9 protein-coding genes and 1 pseudogene are annotated in these 18,640 nt (G+C 63.8%); 8 read left to right on the forward strand and 2 right to left on the reverse strand.

Going from position 1 to position 18,640, the window contains the following annotated elements; all coding sequences use genetic code 11:
* Positions 1-243 precede the first annotated feature (243 nt).
* The 5 genes from ACGFI8_RS38720 (at position 244) to ACGFI8_RS38740 (ending at position 11,000) form a co-directional block, all read left to right on the forward strand.
* On the forward strand, positions 244-3,222 hold the full coding sequence (locus ACGFI8_RS38720; RefSeq protein ID WP_392812298.1) for a hypothetical protein: 2,979 nt from the start codon (positions 244-246) through the stop codon (positions 3,220-3,222).
* The gene (locus tag ACGFI8_RS38725) at positions 3,219-8,561 is read left to right on the forward strand and encodes a DEAD/DEAH box helicase (RefSeq protein ID WP_392812299.1); all 5,343 of its coding nucleotides are present in this window, start codon (positions 3,219-3,221) and stop codon (positions 8,559-8,561) included. The genes ACGFI8_RS38720 and ACGFI8_RS38725 overlap by 4 nt, the downstream gene beginning before the upstream one ends.
* Before the next feature lie 324 nt (positions 8,562-8,885).
* The gene (locus tag ACGFI8_RS38730) at positions 8,886-9,398 is read left to right on the forward strand and encodes a DUF4365 domain-containing protein (protein ID WP_392812301.1); all 513 of its coding nucleotides are present in this window, start codon (positions 8,886-8,888) and stop codon (positions 9,396-9,398) included.
* Positions 9,395-10,501, forward strand: a complete 1,107-nt coding sequence (locus ACGFI8_RS38735; protein ID WP_392812303.1) for a hypothetical protein — start codon at positions 9,395-9,397, stop codon at positions 10,499-10,501. The genes ACGFI8_RS38730 and ACGFI8_RS38735 overlap by 4 nt, the downstream gene beginning before the upstream one ends.
* Positions 10,502-10,529: 28 nt before the next feature.
* Entirely contained in the window at positions 10,530-11,000 is a 471-nt protein-coding gene (locus ACGFI8_RS38740) for a very short patch repair endonuclease (protein WP_392812304.1), read from the forward strand.
* An 804-nt stretch (positions 11,001-11,804) separates the two neighbouring features.
* On the opposite strand, the pseudogene ACGFI8_RS38745 reads toward ACGFI8_RS38740, so the two are convergent.
* Positions 11,805-12,083 (reverse strand): annotated as a pseudogene (locus ACGFI8_RS38745) (hypothetical protein); the annotation flags it as partial.
* 217 nt (positions 12,084-12,300) lie between these two features.
* Between ACGFI8_RS38745 and ACGFI8_RS38750 the strand changes: the two are divergent.
* Genes ACGFI8_RS38750 through ACGFI8_RS38760 form a run of 3 tightly spaced genes read left to right on the forward strand, consistent with a single transcriptional unit; the run spans position 12,301 to position 17,119 of the window.
* Positions 12,301-13,842 carry an ATP-binding protein gene (locus tag ACGFI8_RS38750; protein WP_392812305.1) on the forward strand — a complete coding sequence of 514 codons (1,542 nt, stop codon included), beginning with the start codon at positions 12,301-12,303 and terminating at the stop codon, positions 13,840-13,842.
* A 2-nt stretch (positions 13,843-13,844) separates the two neighbouring features.
* A complete protein-coding gene (locus ACGFI8_RS38755; RefSeq protein WP_392812307.1) occupies positions 13,845-16,124 on the forward strand; it encodes a Z1 domain-containing protein in 2,280 nt (759 codons plus the stop codon).
* Positions 16,121-17,119: a PD-(D/E)XK motif protein gene (locus ACGFI8_RS38760; RefSeq protein WP_392812309.1), complete on the forward strand. Its 999-nt coding sequence runs from the start codon at positions 16,121-16,123 to the stop codon at positions 17,117-17,119. Before ACGFI8_RS38755 ends, ACGFI8_RS38760 begins: the two co-directional genes overlap by 4 nt.
* Here the strand turns inward: ACGFI8_RS38760 and ACGFI8_RS38765 are convergent.
* Positions 17,061-18,329: a DNA cytosine methyltransferase gene (locus tag ACGFI8_RS38765; RefSeq protein WP_392812311.1), complete on the reverse strand. Its 1,269-nt coding sequence runs from the start codon at positions 18,327-18,329 to the stop codon at positions 17,061-17,063. The genes ACGFI8_RS38760 and ACGFI8_RS38765 overlap by 59 nt on opposite strands.
* Positions 18,330-18,640: the final 311 nt, after the last annotated feature.

The following is an 18,640-nucleotide window of genomic DNA, read 5'->3' on the forward strand; positions in this document are numbered from 1 at the left end:
CTAACCGTCGGGCGACCGTACGCTTGCGGAGCTCTACGACGAATCACCGCGGCAGGGACTTATGGAACCCACAAACGTACGATTCTCCCAGTTTGATGCCATATCGATAGCGATCTTGTTAACCTGGCATGCCGCCCTGCATAAAAGTGCACGAAGCGCAACAACCTAGGGGCAACGGTAGTGGACCTGGCTCAGTGGAATAGCGCGCTCTTCAATGAAGTCCGAAGCAGAGGACGCCCCGAGGTGCCGCTGTACCTCTACGTGGACCGCGAACTTCTTGGAAAGATCTCTGGCCAGCAGGCGGCTGACGCTGTCGCGGACTTCACGGGTTCATTCAAGGTCCAGTCCTGCGTGTCACCCTTCCCGGACGGCGCCAAGGCGGCGATCGGATGGCAGTACAACAACTACTCCGGTACGCCGCCAATGCTGGCCCACCTGGCCCTGACCGTGCTCGCCGTTACCGAGGAGCCCGTCGGACCCCACGGCGTCTACCGACGGCTCAACGAACTGCTCGGCTTGGAAGCGTTGCCCGAGCCGCCACCGGGATACCGTGATGTGCCGCTGATGTGGCGAGTGTGGAACAACTGGCTTTCCGGTCCTGGGTGGGTCTACGGCGAACCCACCGCTCGAGAGCATCCGCGCTGGACACTTCAAGGCTGGGCACGCAGCCAAGGCTTGGTTCGTCACTCAGAGCGGTTCCTGATCGAGGAGTTCCTGGAGAAGACCGGTCACGATCGCGACGATCCGCCTCTGGTCGACACCTTCATGGAGTGGCTCGTCTATCGCGGGAGCGTCGGCGAAGGGCTGCGGGAGAAGTTCAGATCGAACGCAACGAGGCCGATCCTCCAGGAGGTGCTCGCGGATGAGGCGCAGCGGTGGCGGAGAGACGGCGTTCGGCTTCGGTACAGGGCTGCGAAGCGAGGCCTGCTCAGTTACGACGACTGGTCTGAGGAGTTCAGCGGTGTTGTGGAGTTGGAAGGGGGATGGCACGGCGTTCCGCTCGACGTGGGCAACGGTTCGCGAACCTTCGGGCCTTTCGATCAGTATGTGTTCGTCCGCCTGAACGCACCGATGTCGCAGCTGCTCGAGGAAGGTGTTCTGCACGAGCTGTCGAGCGACGCCGCGGTTCGGTTCGGCGGCCGGGAAGCGTACGCCTTCCACGAAGCGCCATCGCTGGGCGGATGGCTGCAGTGCCGGCGCATCGATCGTGGGATGACGTGCCGCGTCCTGGTGCACCGCCGACGCCTCGCCTCGCTGCTGGACGCGGTGCAGGGAGTTCAGCCGGAGCCAAGTGCTATTGATGGCTGGTACTGGATTCGAAGCCTGGAGGTCGAACCGGGCTCTGCGGTGGTTGCGTTACTGGACCTGGCATCGCCCGGAGCAGAGGCAGGACAGCGGATCGCACTCGTCGGTGGCCTCCCGGTCGGACCCACGACTTACCTTGTTGGCGGCGAGCCGGACGTCGATATGGCGGCCGAGGAAGACTCAATCGTTCACTTCGGCGGAAAGCGGGTACCGATTGGGCCAGGCCAGCGCCAGTTCTCCCTCGCCGACCTAGTGCCGAATCCGGGAAGCCACGTGCTTTCGTGGGGTTCGCGCCGCCTGACACTGCGAACGGTTTCGTTCGTCCGGGAGACGGCTACGCACGGCGGGGTGGCGCGGCCTATCGCCCAAAACGGTACGAAGACGACCTTCGGTAAGGCCGCACGTGTGGGCTCGTCGGGGTCGCTCAGTGGAGCATGTCTCAATGGTGTGCCTCTTCCCGACGTTGTTGCGGTGCGGTGTCCGACCGGTAGCGAGTGCCTGGTGTTGACGCCGACAGGCCGGCTACGGCAGGTCTGGCCGTCGATGCCGTTGTGGCTGCGCGAAGTCGGGCTTCAGCCAGCTTCCGTCGACGTGATGTACACGCTGAGATCCACGTTCGAGCCCGGCTCGTACTTCGTCGTCCGGTCAGGGCGCCAGCACATGAAGCAGGTCGTGGCGACCTCCTTGAAGACGGGCGACCGGCTTCCTGGAGCCGTCCGATCGCGAGCCCGGCCGGACCTGGTACCCGAACTGTTCGGGGAACTCGAATGGCGCTGGGTAGGTACGCCGGACCGTGGCCTTCTAAGGGCGCTTGCCGCGGCGGTCCGGGCCCAGGATTCCACGCCAGCCCAAATCCCGATGCCCCAGTCGTCCGCCGAACTCCGGACCGACGTCGTCGACGAGTTTAACGCCCCGAACCCGTATGATGAGGTCCTTGCGTGGCTTTCCGAGCAGGCGGAGGGCCGCGCCTCCATCGAGTCCTTCTCTGAGGCATGGAGTTGGGCATGTCGGCGCTACGGTCTGGAGCATTTGGCGAGCCGGTGGAGACTGGGACTCGCCACGCTAGGTCGGCTCGGCCACGTCGAGCGCGACCACATCCGACGTCAGGTGGCCGTGGCACCAGCGGTCCTAGTGGCACTGCCCGCCGCGGCCGGTCTGCATGTGCTTGCTGGCGCGAGACCATCACGACTGCTGGAGCGACTGGACGATCCTGACGACACTGACCCGATCGTGGGTTCGGCCGCAAGCAGCCTTACGGTTCATCGGCGCACCTCGCTAACCAGTGATGGTTACGTTTTAGGCCCCACAGTGGTCTATGTGGAGTGGGATGCGCGCTGTCGCGAGTCGGTCCAGATTGGGCTGAAGAGGTTGGGCGTCGAACTGCTCGGTCTGGTGTCCACACAAATTCTAACAATGCTAATGACGCTCGACGAGGTGCTCGACTCTTCCCATCACATGGAAATCAGTCCTGGGCCCGACCCTGTCCTCTGGATGCCTTCGACCGCCGGCGACGGGCGTTGGGCCCCGTGTAGTAACGATGCGGCCGTAGGCCTGTACCAGTACACCGTCCATGGCCAACGCCGATACGGTTGGCGAGACGAGCTTGGACGGCTCACCCTGGTTCCTCTCCTGGTGGGCCAATGGTTGTCGGAAGCCAGGCAAGGACGAACCAAGCTACTGATACACGACCCGATCGGCCGGCGCCTTCTCGTTCCTGCCGGCCTGCCTCCTCCTGAGCTCGTCGACCGCGCGCTTACGCTTCGAACCGGCCTGACGCCGTACCAGGGTCGCCGGGGGCGCGCCAACTCATCTTGCCTCGTCTATGAGAATGTGGACGAGCAGACCGCGCGGCTGGTCGCAACCCTCCTGAAGCAGGACCTCCAGAATGATGACGGAACACTAAGGTTTGAACGGTGACGAAGCCGAAGCCAACCAGCTCGCTGACCATCGACGGCCTCCAGCGGGATCTGCAGGATGCCTTCCTCCGTTACTACGACACCGCATATGAGCTGCGTGATGAGGCGATCGGGCGGGAGCGCCGGGAGCTGCTTGAGCAAGGTGGATCAGTGTTCACCGATCCCTATCTCGAACTCATGCCTACCTACCAACCCGCGGGGCGGACCCTCGCCGAAACGTTCTCCTCGCTGGGACTGGACGAGGCCGCAGATCTTGTCGCACAGGGGTTGCTGCCCCATGATCGGGCCTACGAGCATCAGGAGCGCGCACTGCTCGCGTCCCTCGCCGGCCAGGATGTTGTTGTCGGCACAGGTACCGGTTCGGGCAAGACCGAGTCCTTCCTGCTGCCCGTCGTCGCGAGACTGGTAGAGGAGTCTCGGACGTGGGGAAAGCCCGAGCGAGTCACCCAGCCTCGCTGGTGGCGAGGCAGCATGTTCCAGTCTCAGAGAGCCGATGACGAGGGCCGCCTTCCGGGCATCAGAGCACTGCTGTTGTACCCCATGAACGCGCTCGTCGAGGACCAGATGGTTCGCCTGCGGGCGGCACTGGACTCGCCAGGAGCGAGACAGTGGTTCGACACGCATCGCCCGGGCCACCGCTTTTACTTCGGACGTTACACCGGCCGCACACCGCTGCCAGGCACTGCAGAAACGGCCGCAAGCGACAAGATCGAGCGGCTTCGCAAGATGATGGCCGGAGCCGAACGGCGTCACGCGAGTCTGCTGGCCCGCATCGACGAAGGTAAGATTGAACGATCCGCCCGGTATTTCCTGCCGGCGATGGACGGTGCGGAGATGCGGTCCCGATGGGACATGCAGCACGCTGTGCCGGACATTCTGATCACGAACTACAGCATGCTGTCGATCGCGCTGGGGCGCTCGGACGAAGCGCCGATGATCGACGCGACGCGACGATGGCTGGCCGCGTCATCGGACCATCACTTCACACTCGTTGTAGACGAGCTCCACATGTACCGCGGTACCGCCGGCACTGAGGTGGCATACCTGCTCCGGCGTCTGATGTCCTCGCTAGGGCTCGACGAGCGGCCAGAGCAGCTCAGGGTGATCGGCACATCGGCGAGCATTCAGGACGACCCTGAAGGTCGGGCGTTCCTCTCGCAGTTCTTTGGGCGGCCCAGTAGCGATGCCTTTACCTTCGTCCGGGGGAAGCGCGAGATTCCGTCGGATGGGGCCGACGACCTCACCAACGTTGCGAAAATGCTACTAGATGGCGAAGCCGCGGACTTCGACCCGGATGAGCTGCCCCAGGACGACACCCTGCCGAGGGCATTTACGTTGGCCCTGACGCGGGAGGACGGTCTCCGGCCACGGCCGGTCGGCGAGGTGGCGACAAGGCTGTTCCCTACACTGCCGGCAGATGATGCGCGCCGGGCGCTGGATGCGTTGATCGTACTCTTGGAACGTCAGGACGACCCCAGCGTTCGCTTGCGGGGTCATCTGTTCGTACGGACGCTTCAAGGTCTGTGGGCCTGCTCCGATCCCGAGTGCTCAGCCGTTGCCGAGGGATTTCGCTCCTCAAACCGCCGCATCGGCGCGCTTTATGCGGTGCCTCGGTTCACGTGTGACTGCGGCTCGCGCGTACTCGAGCTGCTGTACTGCCAATCCTGCGGCGAGAGCATGCTCGGTGGCTACGTCGCCAGCGCCGGGCCGAAGGAGTTCCTCGTATCGACGATTGCCTCACTCGACCAGCTGCCGGATCGAAGCTTCGATGCCAACAACGCGAGGGGATACCGCCTCTACTGGCCGACGCGACGTAAGCCCGTCGTGGAGAAGAGCTGGACACGGGCTGGTACTAAGCTGGCGACCGATGCCAAGACGGTCAAGTACGAGATGTCGTACATGGCGGTGGGGTACTCACCCGGCACCGGAATGCTTGATGTCAAATCGCCAGCGACGGGCTACCAGTACGTCGTCAAAGGTCCCGCCGAACGGCTGCCCGCACTGCCCACGCAGTGTCCGTCGTGCGGCGACGACTGGGAATATGTCAGCAAAGGAAAGGTGGAGGACCGGGAACGCTCCCGTTCTCCCATCCGGACGCAGGGTGTCGGTTTCGACCGAGCCAACCAGGTCCTGACCGGCGCCCTCAAGCGGAAGCTTGACTCGCATCTCGTGGTGTTCTCGGACAGTCGGCAGGGAGCAGCACGAGTCGCGGCGAACTTGGAGCTTGCTCATTATCTGGACCTCGTTCGCGCGCTGGTGGTCGCCACGCTCGAGATGGTCTCCAAGGACGGCGCACTCCTGACGCAGCTCATCGAGGGCAACCTCACGCCCGACGTGCTCGAGTTCCGGCAGCGCCTCAAGGCGACACATCCTGATGCGCTCAGTGCCATCGGCGCCATCCGCGACGGGATCCCACTCGACGCCAAGGAGCATGACGCCTTGGCCGCCCTGAAGCAGTCACTCCACGGACGTCCCAGCATTGTTGATGTTGCGCGGCAGGTCCAGCCGCGGCTGCTCGCGCTCGGCGTCAATCCCGCAGGGCCGGGCCCCGCTAAGCAGCGGACCAAGGACGAGCAGCCATGGACGGACATCTACCAATGGAACGTCAACCCAATCACCGATCGACCGGCAACCGGCCTGGACGCCTCGCTTCGTGGACTTCGCGACACCATCGAGGAACTCCTCAGAGAACAGGTGATACGCACCGTCTTTGCTGGCGGGGACCGGGACATAGAGTCACTAGGTATCGCGTACGCGGTTTCGGCGGCGCCGGTAACTATTGGTCTCCTCGACGCGAAGGCAGCAGACGAGTTCGCCTCCTCGGTCTTGAGGCTTCTCGGGCGCAGGCGGCGGTTCACCGCGCCGAAGATGGAGGACGACTGGCCGCGTGAGGTGCGTGACTACGCCAAGGCCGTGGCAGAGCTGAACGACCGGCCCGACGAGGGCCCGGTTCTGCTCGAGGCTCTCGGTGAGCGGATCAGCGTTAAGGAGTCCACAGGATACCGGGTGTCGCCCGATCAGGTTCGGCTTTACCAGGTGCGGAAGCCAGAGTTCTACCGGTGTGAGAAATGCCGGACACGGCATCTTCACAGAAGCGCTGGCGTCTGCGTGACCTGCCTGCATCGCCTGCCCGACGAGCCTCAGCCGATAGCCGTGGGAGGCGAGGATTACTACCGTTGGCTCGCCCGTGAAGATGGCGGCGTGTACCGGATGCACTGCGAGGAGCTGACCGGTCAGACAGATCCCCTGGAAGGTCAGGCCCGACAAGCACGCTTCCAGGGAGTCTTCCTCGATGACGATGAGAACCCGCGCGTCGACGAGGTTGACGTCCTCTCGGTGACGACAACTATGGAGGCCGGTGTAGACATCGGCGCGTTGCGTGGCGTGGTCATGGCCAACATGCCACCCCAGCGGTTCAACTACCAACAGCGGGTGGGCCGGGCCGGCCGTCGCAATGAACATTTGGCGGTTGCGTTGACCGTATGTCGGGGCGCCCGGAGCCACGACGAGCATTACTTCGCCAACCCCGCGTCCATCACCGGGGACGAACCGCCTCAGCCGTTCCTCGACATGCGATCTCGGCGGATTCTTGAACGAGCGTTTGCCGCCGAGGTGCTGACCAGAACGTTCCGGCAAGTGGCAGCAGAGGACCCCGACTTCGCCGGCGGACGCAACGTTCATGGCCAGTTTGGAGGTGTCGCCAATTGGCAGACCGTTCGAAGCCAGGTCCACGACATTCTCGTCTCGAGACGGCGGGAGTGGACGTCGACGGCGGCCGGCCTGCTGGCAAGCACGAAGGTTGATGAGCTCGACGCGGATGAGCTGGCGCGATGGGCCGCCGAGGACCTGGTACGGGTCATCGACGACGCCGCCAGCGGAAGCCGCGTTGCCGACCTGTCAGAAGCCCTGACCCAGGCCGGCGTGCTGCCGATGTTTGGCTTCCCAACCCAGTCGCGAGTGCTCTACACGGAGCATCCCCGATCGTGGGAGGAGCCCAAGACCCTCGATCGGGACGCGGGCGTCGCAATCTCAGAGTTCGCGCCGGGCGCCGAGGTGGTCAAGGACAAGGCCATTCATACGGCGGTTGGCGTCGTCGACTTCCGACAGCTGGCCAACGGCAAGTGGATCGAGGGTAGTGAGGCTCTGGGGTCGCCGTCGCAGGCGGGTCTCTGCCGCGCATGCCTCGGGGTTACGGAGGATCCGACCCTGACTCGGTGCCCGGTCTGCGAAAGCGAGGCACCCGACTTTACCCAGGTAGAACTTGCAGAACCCGCAGGCTACCGGACCTCGTTCCGTTCGCGCGACTACGAGCAGCTCGGCGACCCCACCGCACATGCCGCGCAGCCTCGACTGTCGTTGGCACCTGACGTGTACGAGCGACGGGACGGCAACGCCTTCGTTCGCTCGACCTACGGAGAGATCATCGCGGTAAACGACAACGATGGAAGACTGTACTCGTTTGTGCAGATGACGCCGCAGAATCCCCGGCGCCCAGACGAGAAGGTGCCTGGTCTGCTTGAGAGCGGGCTAATAGCCGACGGCCAGCGCAGGCAGCGGGCAGGGCTGCCAACCTACACCGCCGCGGCAGCATCACCGCAACCCGTTGCGATCTCCGCGCGTCGCCGGACGGACGTGCTGGTTCTGGGACTCGACACCGTGCCCGCGGGCATGCAGATCAGTCCCGAGACGCCGGCTGGACGTGGAGCGTGGGCCTCCCTCGGGTATCTACTCCGCGACGCGGCCGTGCCGTGGCTGGACATTGGTCCTGATGAGATCCAGGTTGGCGTCTATCCCCGCCGGCGCGATGACCGGCTGCTCGGGGAGGTCTTCATCGCAGACAGCCTCGAGAATGGCGCTGGTTACGCGGCCCGATTCGGCGAGAAACTGGAGGAGCTGCTCGGCGAGGCGGACAAGCTGGTGGGCCGCCTAGCGACCCACGCGGGGAAGCCCTGCGACTCCAGCTGCCATCGCTGCATCCGCGACTACAGCAACCGCAACTGGCACCCACTGCTCGACTGGCGCCTCGCGGCAGATCTCCTAGACCTGATGCGGGGTCGCCCACCTGTCCCGGATCGCTCCATTCAGCGCGACCGCAACGCTGCGCAGCGCTTCGCCACGGACTTTAAGCTCGCCCTGGAGGACCACAACGGGATCCCGGTTCTGGCGGGACCAAACGGGCGCAGGCTCGCCATCATGCATCCGTTTGTGGATCTGGCGCCGGAGTCCATCGACAACCGAGTGGTCAGCCTCCGACAATATGAGCTCGGTATGAAGTTCGACTCTTCCTTCGAGCTGATCCGTCGACCGGGCGCTGTTATGGCAAGACTGATGAGCCACTGATGACGTCTGTCGGCAGGCTGTGTGATCGAGAGCAATCGGAGAGATCTCGGTTCGCCAAGAAGGTCAAACAGGTCGGTAACGCCACGCTGCCCCTCCTTGGGGAGGTCATCGGGCGCGGTCTCGTCTCCCAGATACTCGTCCCAGGCGTGACGTACCCCAGCCCGCCTCGTAACCTGAGGAAGCGCCTCGGTCCGACTCCGCGTCCGATTGCTCTGGTCGCGGTCCCGGACCAGTTCGCATCGATGATCGGCGCCAAGGGCGCCGATCTCGGCACGGGCAGGGGCCCGGCGCCCAGGTCCGTCACACCTCCAGAGGAACCTGCCAATGCGGAGCACTGACGGCCTCGAGCGCAAGACACACCAGGGGTATTACGGCGAGGCATTCGTCCGCCTTCTTGCGGCCGCGGCGGGGCTGGTGGTCGCGCGGGCGGACCTTGATGTAACCGGCGAGGACTTCACCATCGGCTATCCGGGGAGTCGAGGCGGTTCGCGATACCCCAAGATCGAGGTGCAGGTTAAGTCCTGGAGTACACCGACCGGTAATGATCAATTTTGGCGTTACCGGATGCAGGTGGAGAGCTTCAACAGGCTCGCTGGAGACGACTTCTACCTTCCGCGCTACCTGTTTCTTATCCTGGTCCCGGCCGAGGCGGAGTCCTACACCAAGGCTGACAGCCAAGCGTTACGAGTACACCACGCGGGATACTGGGCCTCGTTCAGCGAACGACAGACGGTGGCTGACGCCGGCTCGTTGACCGTCGATGTACCCAAGCGGAACCTACTGACTGCCAGTTCGCTCCATAGCCTTCTTCGCGGCCCTCTCGTGGAGGCGACGTGATAGCACAAGCCGACCTTGATGCGCTCGATCCACAGGTCTTTGCCCGCTATCTCAACCATGCCGGCTGGACAGAGCGCGAGCCGGGCCTCCCTGCCTCAGTGTGGGAGCTGGATGCCGAGGGTGAACAGTTCGAGCTGCTTCTGCCACTCGACCGTTCATTTCGAGACTTCCGAGCTCGACTTTGGGATGCGCTGCGGACGGTGGCCATCGCTGAGCAACGCGATCCTGAGGCAGTGCTTCGTGACATCGCTGCGACGACGGTCGACTCGCAGCACTTCCACCTGCTGCCGGACTTTCCAACAGGGAAAATACCGCTGGTTGACGGATCGGCCGCGCTGTACGGTGTTCGCCTGCTCATGACCGCCGCCGCCGAATGGGCCTTCCGCAGACTCAATGCCTCCGGCGGACCAGGCCAACGCGCCAATGGATTCGTTAGGTCCGTGCAGCTCGTCGCGCCAACGCCCGGAAGCTTCGTCATCACGACTCAGATCCCAGTGATCAACGAGATACCTCGACAGTTCCTCGCGGCCCGAACGCCCCTCGAGCAGAGTTCGATCAACAGGAATATCGTGCTTCAGCTGCATCGAGCGGTCAGCGCAACACATCGCGCCGCCGGTGAGTCGTTGCGGACAGGCGATATCGCACCTTTTGTGGAGCGTGCGGGCCAAGGCGTCACCGCTGACCTGTGCGAAGCTGTGACAGCAATCGGCCGGCGCCAGCCGTTCGAGTTGCGCTTCTCGTGGGCGCAGAGCCTGCCGGTCAACGTCCAGTCGCCTCGCCTCCGGTTTGATCGCCAAGTTCTCCGCGCCATCAGAGACGCCGCACCGCAGCTGCCTGGCCACGATGCTGAACAGGACGTCCGGTTGGTGGCCAAGGTCGTCCAGCTCGACCGCGTCGACCAAGGCTTCGGACGCGTAAGTCTCCTGGTTGAGTCGTCAGACGGTGGTATCCCGTCCCGGGCTCGGCTGACGGCAAACCTGCCACCGGATCTCTACAACGTTGCTGTCGATGGTCATCGCACGAGTGCTCGTCTAGTACTGACGGGGCGGCTCAGAGGAGATCACCTCAGTTTGGTGGAGTCGATGACGTTGCTTAGCGGGTAGCGATCCATGGGAAAGGAACCGAGTGGGCATGGTTGGCTGGCGCTCCACAGCTGAAGGGCGCCATCTCAAGGGGCGACGCAAGGCAGATACTGGGCCTGAGATCATGCTTCGCCGAGCGTTGCATGCTTTGGGGGCGCGGTTCAGACTGCATCGGCACATCGCTAGGGGATGTACTCCGGATCTCGTGCTTCCTGGGCGTCGGATTGCGGTGTTCGTCGATGGCGACTACTGGCACTCCTGTCCGGCACACGGTCGCAGGACGCCATTCGTTGGGCCCAACGCGCAGCTCTGGACGGAAAAGATGAGGCACAACCGTGAGCGCGACGCGCGGAGTACGCGTCTGGCAGAGCAGGCAGGGTGGCAGGTGGTCCGGGTGTGGGAATGCCGGATACGCCAGGACGCTGTCAATGCGGCGAAGGCCACCCTGGAGGGCCGGACGCTAGGCCCTGCCGACTGGCCGCCACCCGGTCAACCGTCGGCCACAGACCTCCCGCCGTAGGCGCTAGCTAGACCACTATTCCCAGTTGCGGCTCCAGAGCTGTCAGGATAGAACCCACGCCGCTACTCCCGCTGGCAGTTCAACGACTGCATTGCGGCCGCGCGGACCACCGATCAACCAGAAGTTAAGTCCAAGCTGTATAATAGCCGCCCAACCTGGCACGTAGGCTATTTAATGTACCCAACTGAGAGGGAGTCCTGATTCCGTGGCCGTAATCGGATCCTTTTTCCAGAGCAATGAAGGTCGGGGTCTCCACAGAACCGTGGTGGAGTGCGGCTGGCAAGCGGTACTTCATAACGGCGAGACGATCCTTCAGCTAAGCACCTATGGGTCGGACCAGCGCAAATCCGAGAAGAAGGTTAGCCAGACGATTCAGCTTGACCGCACCCAGGCCGAGGAACTCATGAACATTATCAGAGACGTATTTCCGAGCCTGTAGCGCCCGGGCGGGAAGCTAAGGCAGGCATATCCGCCTTAGCAAATATTGCCAGGTTTGCAGTAGCCTGTCCGGATATTCCGTCCGGGCGATGCGGGGGCGCTTGAGCCAGGGCTGTTGCGTAGTCGTTTGAGGGGTGGCTGAGCTGGGATTTTGGACGGGGTTGGGGTCCATGTAGGACGGATGCGACCTATTGGTGATCATGAACTCTGCGAAGACCCATGATCCCGAGAAGGACCGCACCCGCCGATGTCTCCGGCGCGAATGTCCTGTAGATCCCGCTAGCGTTGACCCGACCGGCTTGCTCGACGACCTCCGCGAGACCATCCGGTTGTCCGCGGTCGACACGCCCTCACCGGAGCTCGAGTTCATCGCTCGTCGCGAGGCGGGTGCTGCGTGCGTCGCGCTCTCTGTTGCGGCGTATCTTCTCCGCCCAGAGACCCGCGCTGGGACCGCTGGACGGTCTCTTGCGGCCATGTATCGGGCAGGGGCGCCGGTAGGTCATCGTCGGCGAAGGCTGCGGTTCGACGGCCGGGCATGACGAGATCGGGAGCGCCGCCCTTGGCGAGGCTCTGATGTAGGCGTAAGCGGGCGCCCAGCGCACGGAGGGGTTGCCTTAGCATCAGCTCCCGCGCGGTGTCCTTCTTGCGCTGGCCACGAAGTTGGGATCCAGCTCTGGTCGGAACCTACCGCCCGTCCCCGCTATCCACTGTCTGCCTCCGCAGTTGCCGGGAACCCAACTGGGCCTTCTGCACGATACTGACAGCCCTCGAGCACCCGATGCTGCCTCGATGTGCCCGTCCGGCATATGGTTCAGCATCAGCCTCATGAACTTTGATCGGCTCACGAAGGGAGCACTCCGGCGTGCGCGTACCCATTCGTCCGCAGGTAGGCGTATTTGGCGTATTCGAGGCGGTTGACTACAAGCAGTGGTACGCCTTGGCGGAGTTCGTCGACAACTCGGTTCAAAGCGCACTAGACCTCCGGGCGACGCACGGCCGCACGGGTCCGCTTCACGTCACCATCCACACGACCGCCGGGGAAAACGGCACCATTACCGTTCGGGACGATGCGGGCGGCATCCCGCTCGCACGGTTCGCGTCAGCCTTCGAGGTGGGCACACCACCTCCCGACGCAAGCGGCCTATCCGTATACGGCATCGGGATGAAGAGCGCGGCGGCATGGTTCGCGAGTCGCGTACGTATTACGACGACCGCCTTTGGCGAGCCGGTCGAACGGACCGTCGAGTACGACTTTCCTGCCATCATCGCCAATGGGCTCCAGGAACTCGAGGTAGTCGAGACTCCAGCCCCGGCTGACGATCACGGAACTCGCATTGTCTTGTCCGCGCTGCGCAACCCGATTCGCACCAAGACACACAGCAAGATCCGCGACCACCTTCGCAGCATCTACCGCCATTTCATTCGCGAAGGATTGCTGTGTCTTACATACGAGGGCGAGACTCTGACGTACGAAGAGCCGGAGATTCTCGTTGCGCCCCTCTTCGACGGCGATGCAGGCCCGCTGGAATGGCGTAAGGAACTTGACTTCACGCTGAGCGGTGGCGAGCGCGTTCATGGCTTCGCAGCAATCAGGAAGGTAGGACGAGCGGCCGGGTCGGGCTTCAGCCTGTACCGACGGAACCGCGTCATCACAGGCCTCGAGGAGGATCCGTGGCGTCCCAGAGAGATATTCGGTTTCGGCAACAGCTTTCGTAGCCAACGGATCTTCGGCGAGCTTCACCTGGACGACATCAAGGTCACCTACAGCAAGGATGGGTTCGTTTGGCAAGCCTCCGAGGAAGAGCTGATCACGCGGCTTAAGGCCGAACTCGACTACGAGCCGATCCCTCTTCTGCGTCAGGCTGACGGGTACCGCGTTCGCGAGGTCACCCCGCAACAGCGACAGGCCGCGAAAAAGGCCGTGAAGGCGATGGACAGGGCGCTTGCAGATGCGGTCGAGAACGAGCTGCCAAAAAGAATCCAAGAGCCGGTCGAAAGCGATCCGCAGGTTCCACCTCCGGCTGGCCCAACGCCGACATCGGATCAGCGCCAGCGCCCAACGGAGGAGCACGTCGACGAGCGCCTCTTCATGACGTCGACGGACGGTACTTCTTGGGAGATCCTTCTCCGCCTGACGGAGCGTGGAAGTAGCTGGATCTCATTGAGCGAAGTACCGGCCACTACGGATCCCGCGCCGAAGCGCCTCGTCGTCGAGTTGAACCTCAGCAGTCCGTTCATGCTCAACTTCGGTGGGCGCGACGCCGTCGAGATGGAGTCGATGCTGCGCGTTGCCGCGGGAATCGCGCTCACCGTCGCGACTGCGCGCGAGGCGGGCGTGAAGAACTCGATGTACATGCTAAATCAGCTGAACCAACTTATGTCTGGCAGCCTTGGCCGGAGGTAGTCATGGAGACTCTGATCGAAGACGTTAATAACCCGTACGACGTGCATCCGCGGCTCTGGCGATGGAACCCTAAGGTCGACGGGCCGAACTTCACTCGCTTCCTCGATGCCTCCGGGCTGCCGGACGCCGCGAAGGAGAAACTCCGCCACTTCACGCCCCGGGTCCTGGGACAGAGCAGCCCGCCGGGTGAAAGTGGATTCTCCACGGGCCTCGTCATCGGCAAGGTCCAATCTGGAAAGACCAACTCCTTTCTGGCTCTTTCCGCATTGGCCAGTGACAACGGGTACCGCCTAATCATCTTGCTGTCAGGGACGAAGAACATTCTGAAGGGCCAGACGTACCGCCAGGTCGTCAACAAACTGTCGCGTGGCGACCGCCGTTGGAGGGTGTTCGACTTCGAGCCAGGAACTAACGACGTCGACTTCGAGACCACGCTACGGACGGCGCTGTCCGTCTTCTCCCCTCGGACCCTTGTGGTGACGATCCTAAAGCGCACGCGCGCGGACGCCTCTGCCACAGAGGGGATCGACCGGCTCGCCGAATTACTGGAGCGGTCGGAACTACGGGACCAGCTACGACGGCAACCGGTCCTCATTGTCGACGATGAGGCGGACGAGGCCAGCCTGGACAACTCGGCGAATGCGCGGAGGGCCGGCAGAAGGGCTCGCCAGACGCCGACGTTCGAGGCTATCCTCCGCCTCAAGGGGCTCTTTGACCGACATGTGTTCATCCAGTACACCGCGACACCCCAGGCCAACCTTCTTGCCGAACTTACCCAACAGCTATCACCCGACTACTGCGAGCTTCTTCCCCCGGGCGAGGGATACTGCGGAGCCGAGGACTTTTTCCCGCCCCAGGGAACGTATTGGGTGGAGATTCCCCTGACCGACGTCAACGCGGTGGGCCTGCGATCCGACGAGCCTCCCGACTCCTTGGTCGACGCAATTCGCTTCTTCTACGTAGGCTGTGCTCTGGAGGAAAAGACCAGCAGCGGCAGCCCGAGGACTCGCAGCATGCTCGTGCACCCCGAGCGTCAGATGCCGTCGCACCGCCTCGCGCAGGTCTGGGTGCAGCGGGTTAGAAGCCGCCTGTTCACGTCAGTTGCGGCGGCCTTGGCAGAGCCCGACAGCTACCTTGCCCAGGAGTTCTACGACGAGATTACAGAGGCACTTCGGACGCTCAGCACCACGGTTTCCACCGAGGCGGTCACACCCCGCGACCTGATGCCGTTCCTCCACGAGCGCCTTCAGGACACCAACGTCCGTTTGATCAACTCGCAGAACCAGCTGGCCGAGGATGTCGACTGGGACGACACGCACTGCTGGATCTTCGTCGGCGGAGACGTCTTGCAACGTGGCTTCGCCTTCCAGGGGCTCACGACCACCTGGATGGCGCGGGCACCGGGTACTGGCCAGATCGACGTGCTGATGCAGCGTGGCCGGTTCTTCGGTTACCGCCGCGATTACCTTCCGTACTGTCGGATCTGGCTGCCGCGCGCCATGCACGATGACTACTACGCGCTTTTCGCCGCACACGAGGCCGCCCTGTGGCGGTCGGTGAAGGCCCATATCGAACGGGGCCGGCCTATGACCGAGTGGTCCCGCGTGTTCTGGATCGACCCCGGGTTGAGCCTGTGCCGGCGGACCAGCCAGTGGTTCCGGATGAGGCCGGTGGCCGAGTGGCTCGCTCAGGGTACGTTGCCAGCCGCGGACCAAGGCGATGAGGCGGCGACTAACGCCAAACTGGTACGGGATCTCCGCGCGTCCGTCCGGACCTGGCGCAGCGGCTGGACCCCGCAGAATGGCGAGGTCGCGCGAACGCATCGCTTCGCCTACTTGCCTCTGAAGCAGCTCGCCGACTTCATCGCCGACTATCGCTTCTTCGGGCCGGACGAGGTGGACCATGCCGTTGTCCAGGACGTGATTGCGTCGCTGTTGGAGCAGGATCCGTTCGTCCGCGGGCTTGTCGTCGACATGCGGCCGGGACACCGACCGAAGCGTGCTGTCCGTAACAGGGTCGTCAGTCAGGTCTTCCAGGGGCGGGGAAAAGAACAGGACCCGCGCGCCGACGCCTACTACCCTGGCGACCGCGAGTTCCGGGCCGGCGGAGACGGTCTTCCCGGTGTGAGTGACGGTCTTCTTACGATCCAGCTTCACGAACCGGATCTCCAAGAGGGTGGGAAGAGTCTGACCGGTGCGGACGGCTACCTGAGACAGGGATGCCCAATTCTGGCGGCATGGCTTCCCGCAGGGCTGCGCAGCTACCGGCGGGAGGCCCGATGACGCTGGCCTACCCAGACGTGCGACGAATTTTTGACCGTCTTCCGTCACCAGCCGACGGTGCCGCCACCACGTCATACGCAACCGAGCAGTTAGCCAGCCCAGCCGTACGACTGGGAAAGACACCCGAAGGGCTGCCTGCGCTCGTCGTCGCTGAGCCTGGCGTTCCGCCGACCTCGTTGCCGGACCGGCACTACGCCAACCTAAGACTCCGCCACCGGCGGGTGCTTCGCCTCGTCGACGACCAGCAGCCCGCCATCTACTCCGTGCTGGAGTGCGTGACCCACGACCCCGCGGTACAGGACTGGTTCCTGCGTCTCCTGCCGTCGCTGCTCGAGCGGATCGGCGATAACGGAGCCGACGAACTCGGCCGCCAGGTGGCATGGCTCAACGAGCTGTTCCGGAACTTTGACTCCGAAGCCAACAAAGACATGACAGGCATCTGGGCAGAGCTGTTCCTGCTACACGAGGCACGGGACCCGGTTCATGCCACCACAGCCTGGCGCTCGGCCGGCTCGTACCGCTACGACTTTACCGACGATGGCAATCACGTCGAGGTGAAGGCCACGACCCACGCCGAGCGCCGGCATGCCTTCTCCGCGTCGCAGCTCGTTCCGCCCGACCGGGTTCTCATCGCAAGCCTAGTCCTTGACCGAAGCGACAGGGGCCCGAGCGTCCTCGACCTCTACCATCGGATCGCCGCTCTGCTCACGGGCTCGCTACAGGCAGGCGAGAAGCTCCACCAGCATGTGATGGCGTTGGTGGGCAGCCGCATCGCCGAGGCGGACGACACCCGTTTTGACACGTTGGCCGCCAAAGGGAATCTGCGCTTCTATCGGGCCTCCGACGTTCCACAGGTCAGCGTGCCGTTCCCCAATGGCGTGTCGAATGTCCGCTTCACCGCGGATCTTTCCAACGCCACTCCAGCCCCGTCTGGACTCAGAGAGTGGAGCGTTCTGTGGGGGAATCTGCTCGCAATTGCCCAGTCGGAGACGTAGATACCGTGCGCCGCGGGGACGGGCCCTTACCAGCGCCGGGGTGAGCGTCCTTACTGCCCACCAGCGACCGGAAGCGCTCGGGCACCGGGACCGGTGGGACCGGTTTCGGTACCGCTCCTGCGGTCCGTGGCCGAAGCAGCTTCGGCGGCTCCTGGTCGCCCGTCGACGCCCCCCACAGGTGCGCCAAGAGGGCACGCCCCACGACCTCCGCAAGCAGCGGCGGCGTGGCGTTCCCTGCCTGTTTAATGCGCTGCCTGTGGGTGCCCACCAGACGCCAGTCGTCCGGAAAGCTCTGCAGCCGGAGGCACTCACGAGCGGTCAACGGGCGGTTGTCCCAGTGGAACGGTCCGGTCGACGGCCCCGGACTGGCCGGCAACGTCCAGGCCGGCAGGTCCTTCGCCAGCTTTAGCAGGAACGACCAGTACCGCGTACGGTAACCAAATAGCTCCTCACCGTCACCACGAGCTGTCAGGTATTGGTAGTTTCCCCCTTCAGGGATGGAGGCCAGCAGCTCGGCCCAGGCGCCCTGGTTCGGCGGTAGGTCGGTCTCAGAAAGGTCACCGATCGCGTCCCAGGCCCGCACAGGCGCGTCGGCGTGCGTGGCGGCAGGCATCTCGAATTCCCGCCCGTCGCTGGTCGCCACTGCGATTACACGGCTGCGATGCTGCGGCACGCCGTAGTCGGCGGCATCGACGATGCGCGCGTGGAGGTCGTAGGCGGTGCCGTGCCTCTTGTTAATCTCAGCGAGGCGCTCCGTTATGAACGGCGAGGCCGAGATCTCGCCTCGAAGGAAGCCGGCAACGTTCTCGATGAGCAGCGCCTTGGGTAGGAAAGACTCCACCAGGTCGAGCATCGCGATCACGGTCTGCGCACGGTCGTCGTCCATGCCGCGCCGGCCAGAGTTCGCCCACTGGGCGGCTATCGAGAAAGGTTGACACGGCGGTCCACCGGCAATCAGATCCAGCTGGCCAACCTTCAGGCCGAGGTCCATCGGCCTAACCATCTCGGCGGCGACGGTCACATCACCGCTGTCTAGCTGCTTCCATGACGGACGGTTCTCCCGCAGGGTGTCCGCGCAGACTGGGTCGATCTCTAGGCACGCCACCGTGTCGAACCCGGCGACCTCCAGGCCTAGATCTAGACCTCCCGCCCCAGTGAAGAGCGAAAGGACCGAGCCATGGAGACTCTGCACCGTTACTCCACCCTCCATCCTCAGCCCGGCCTATCGGCCGAACGACCGTAGGTAAGAGCTCAGCCCATCTGGCCTCCCATGTCAAGGACCAATATCACCTCGGGTGAAGGCTTCCGCACCGCACCCCGTTGATCAGGTAATGCTCATACTGCCCGCGGTGGGCGCCGGCGGCCGGCGGTGATGGTCGCAGTCGCGCTGGAGCGATTGGCGATGCCCCGCCCCGGCCACAATGAACACGCGGTGGAAACATCCGGAGTTCCTGACCGACCGCAGTGACCAGTTTGCGATCTCTGCTGCGGCCCCATTACGGTGATTTGGCATTGACGCAC

The organism is Dactylosporangium sp. NPDC048998, assembly GCF_043197855.1.
GTDB lineage: Bacteria > Actinomycetota > Actinomycetes > Mycobacteriales > Micromonosporaceae > Dactylosporangium.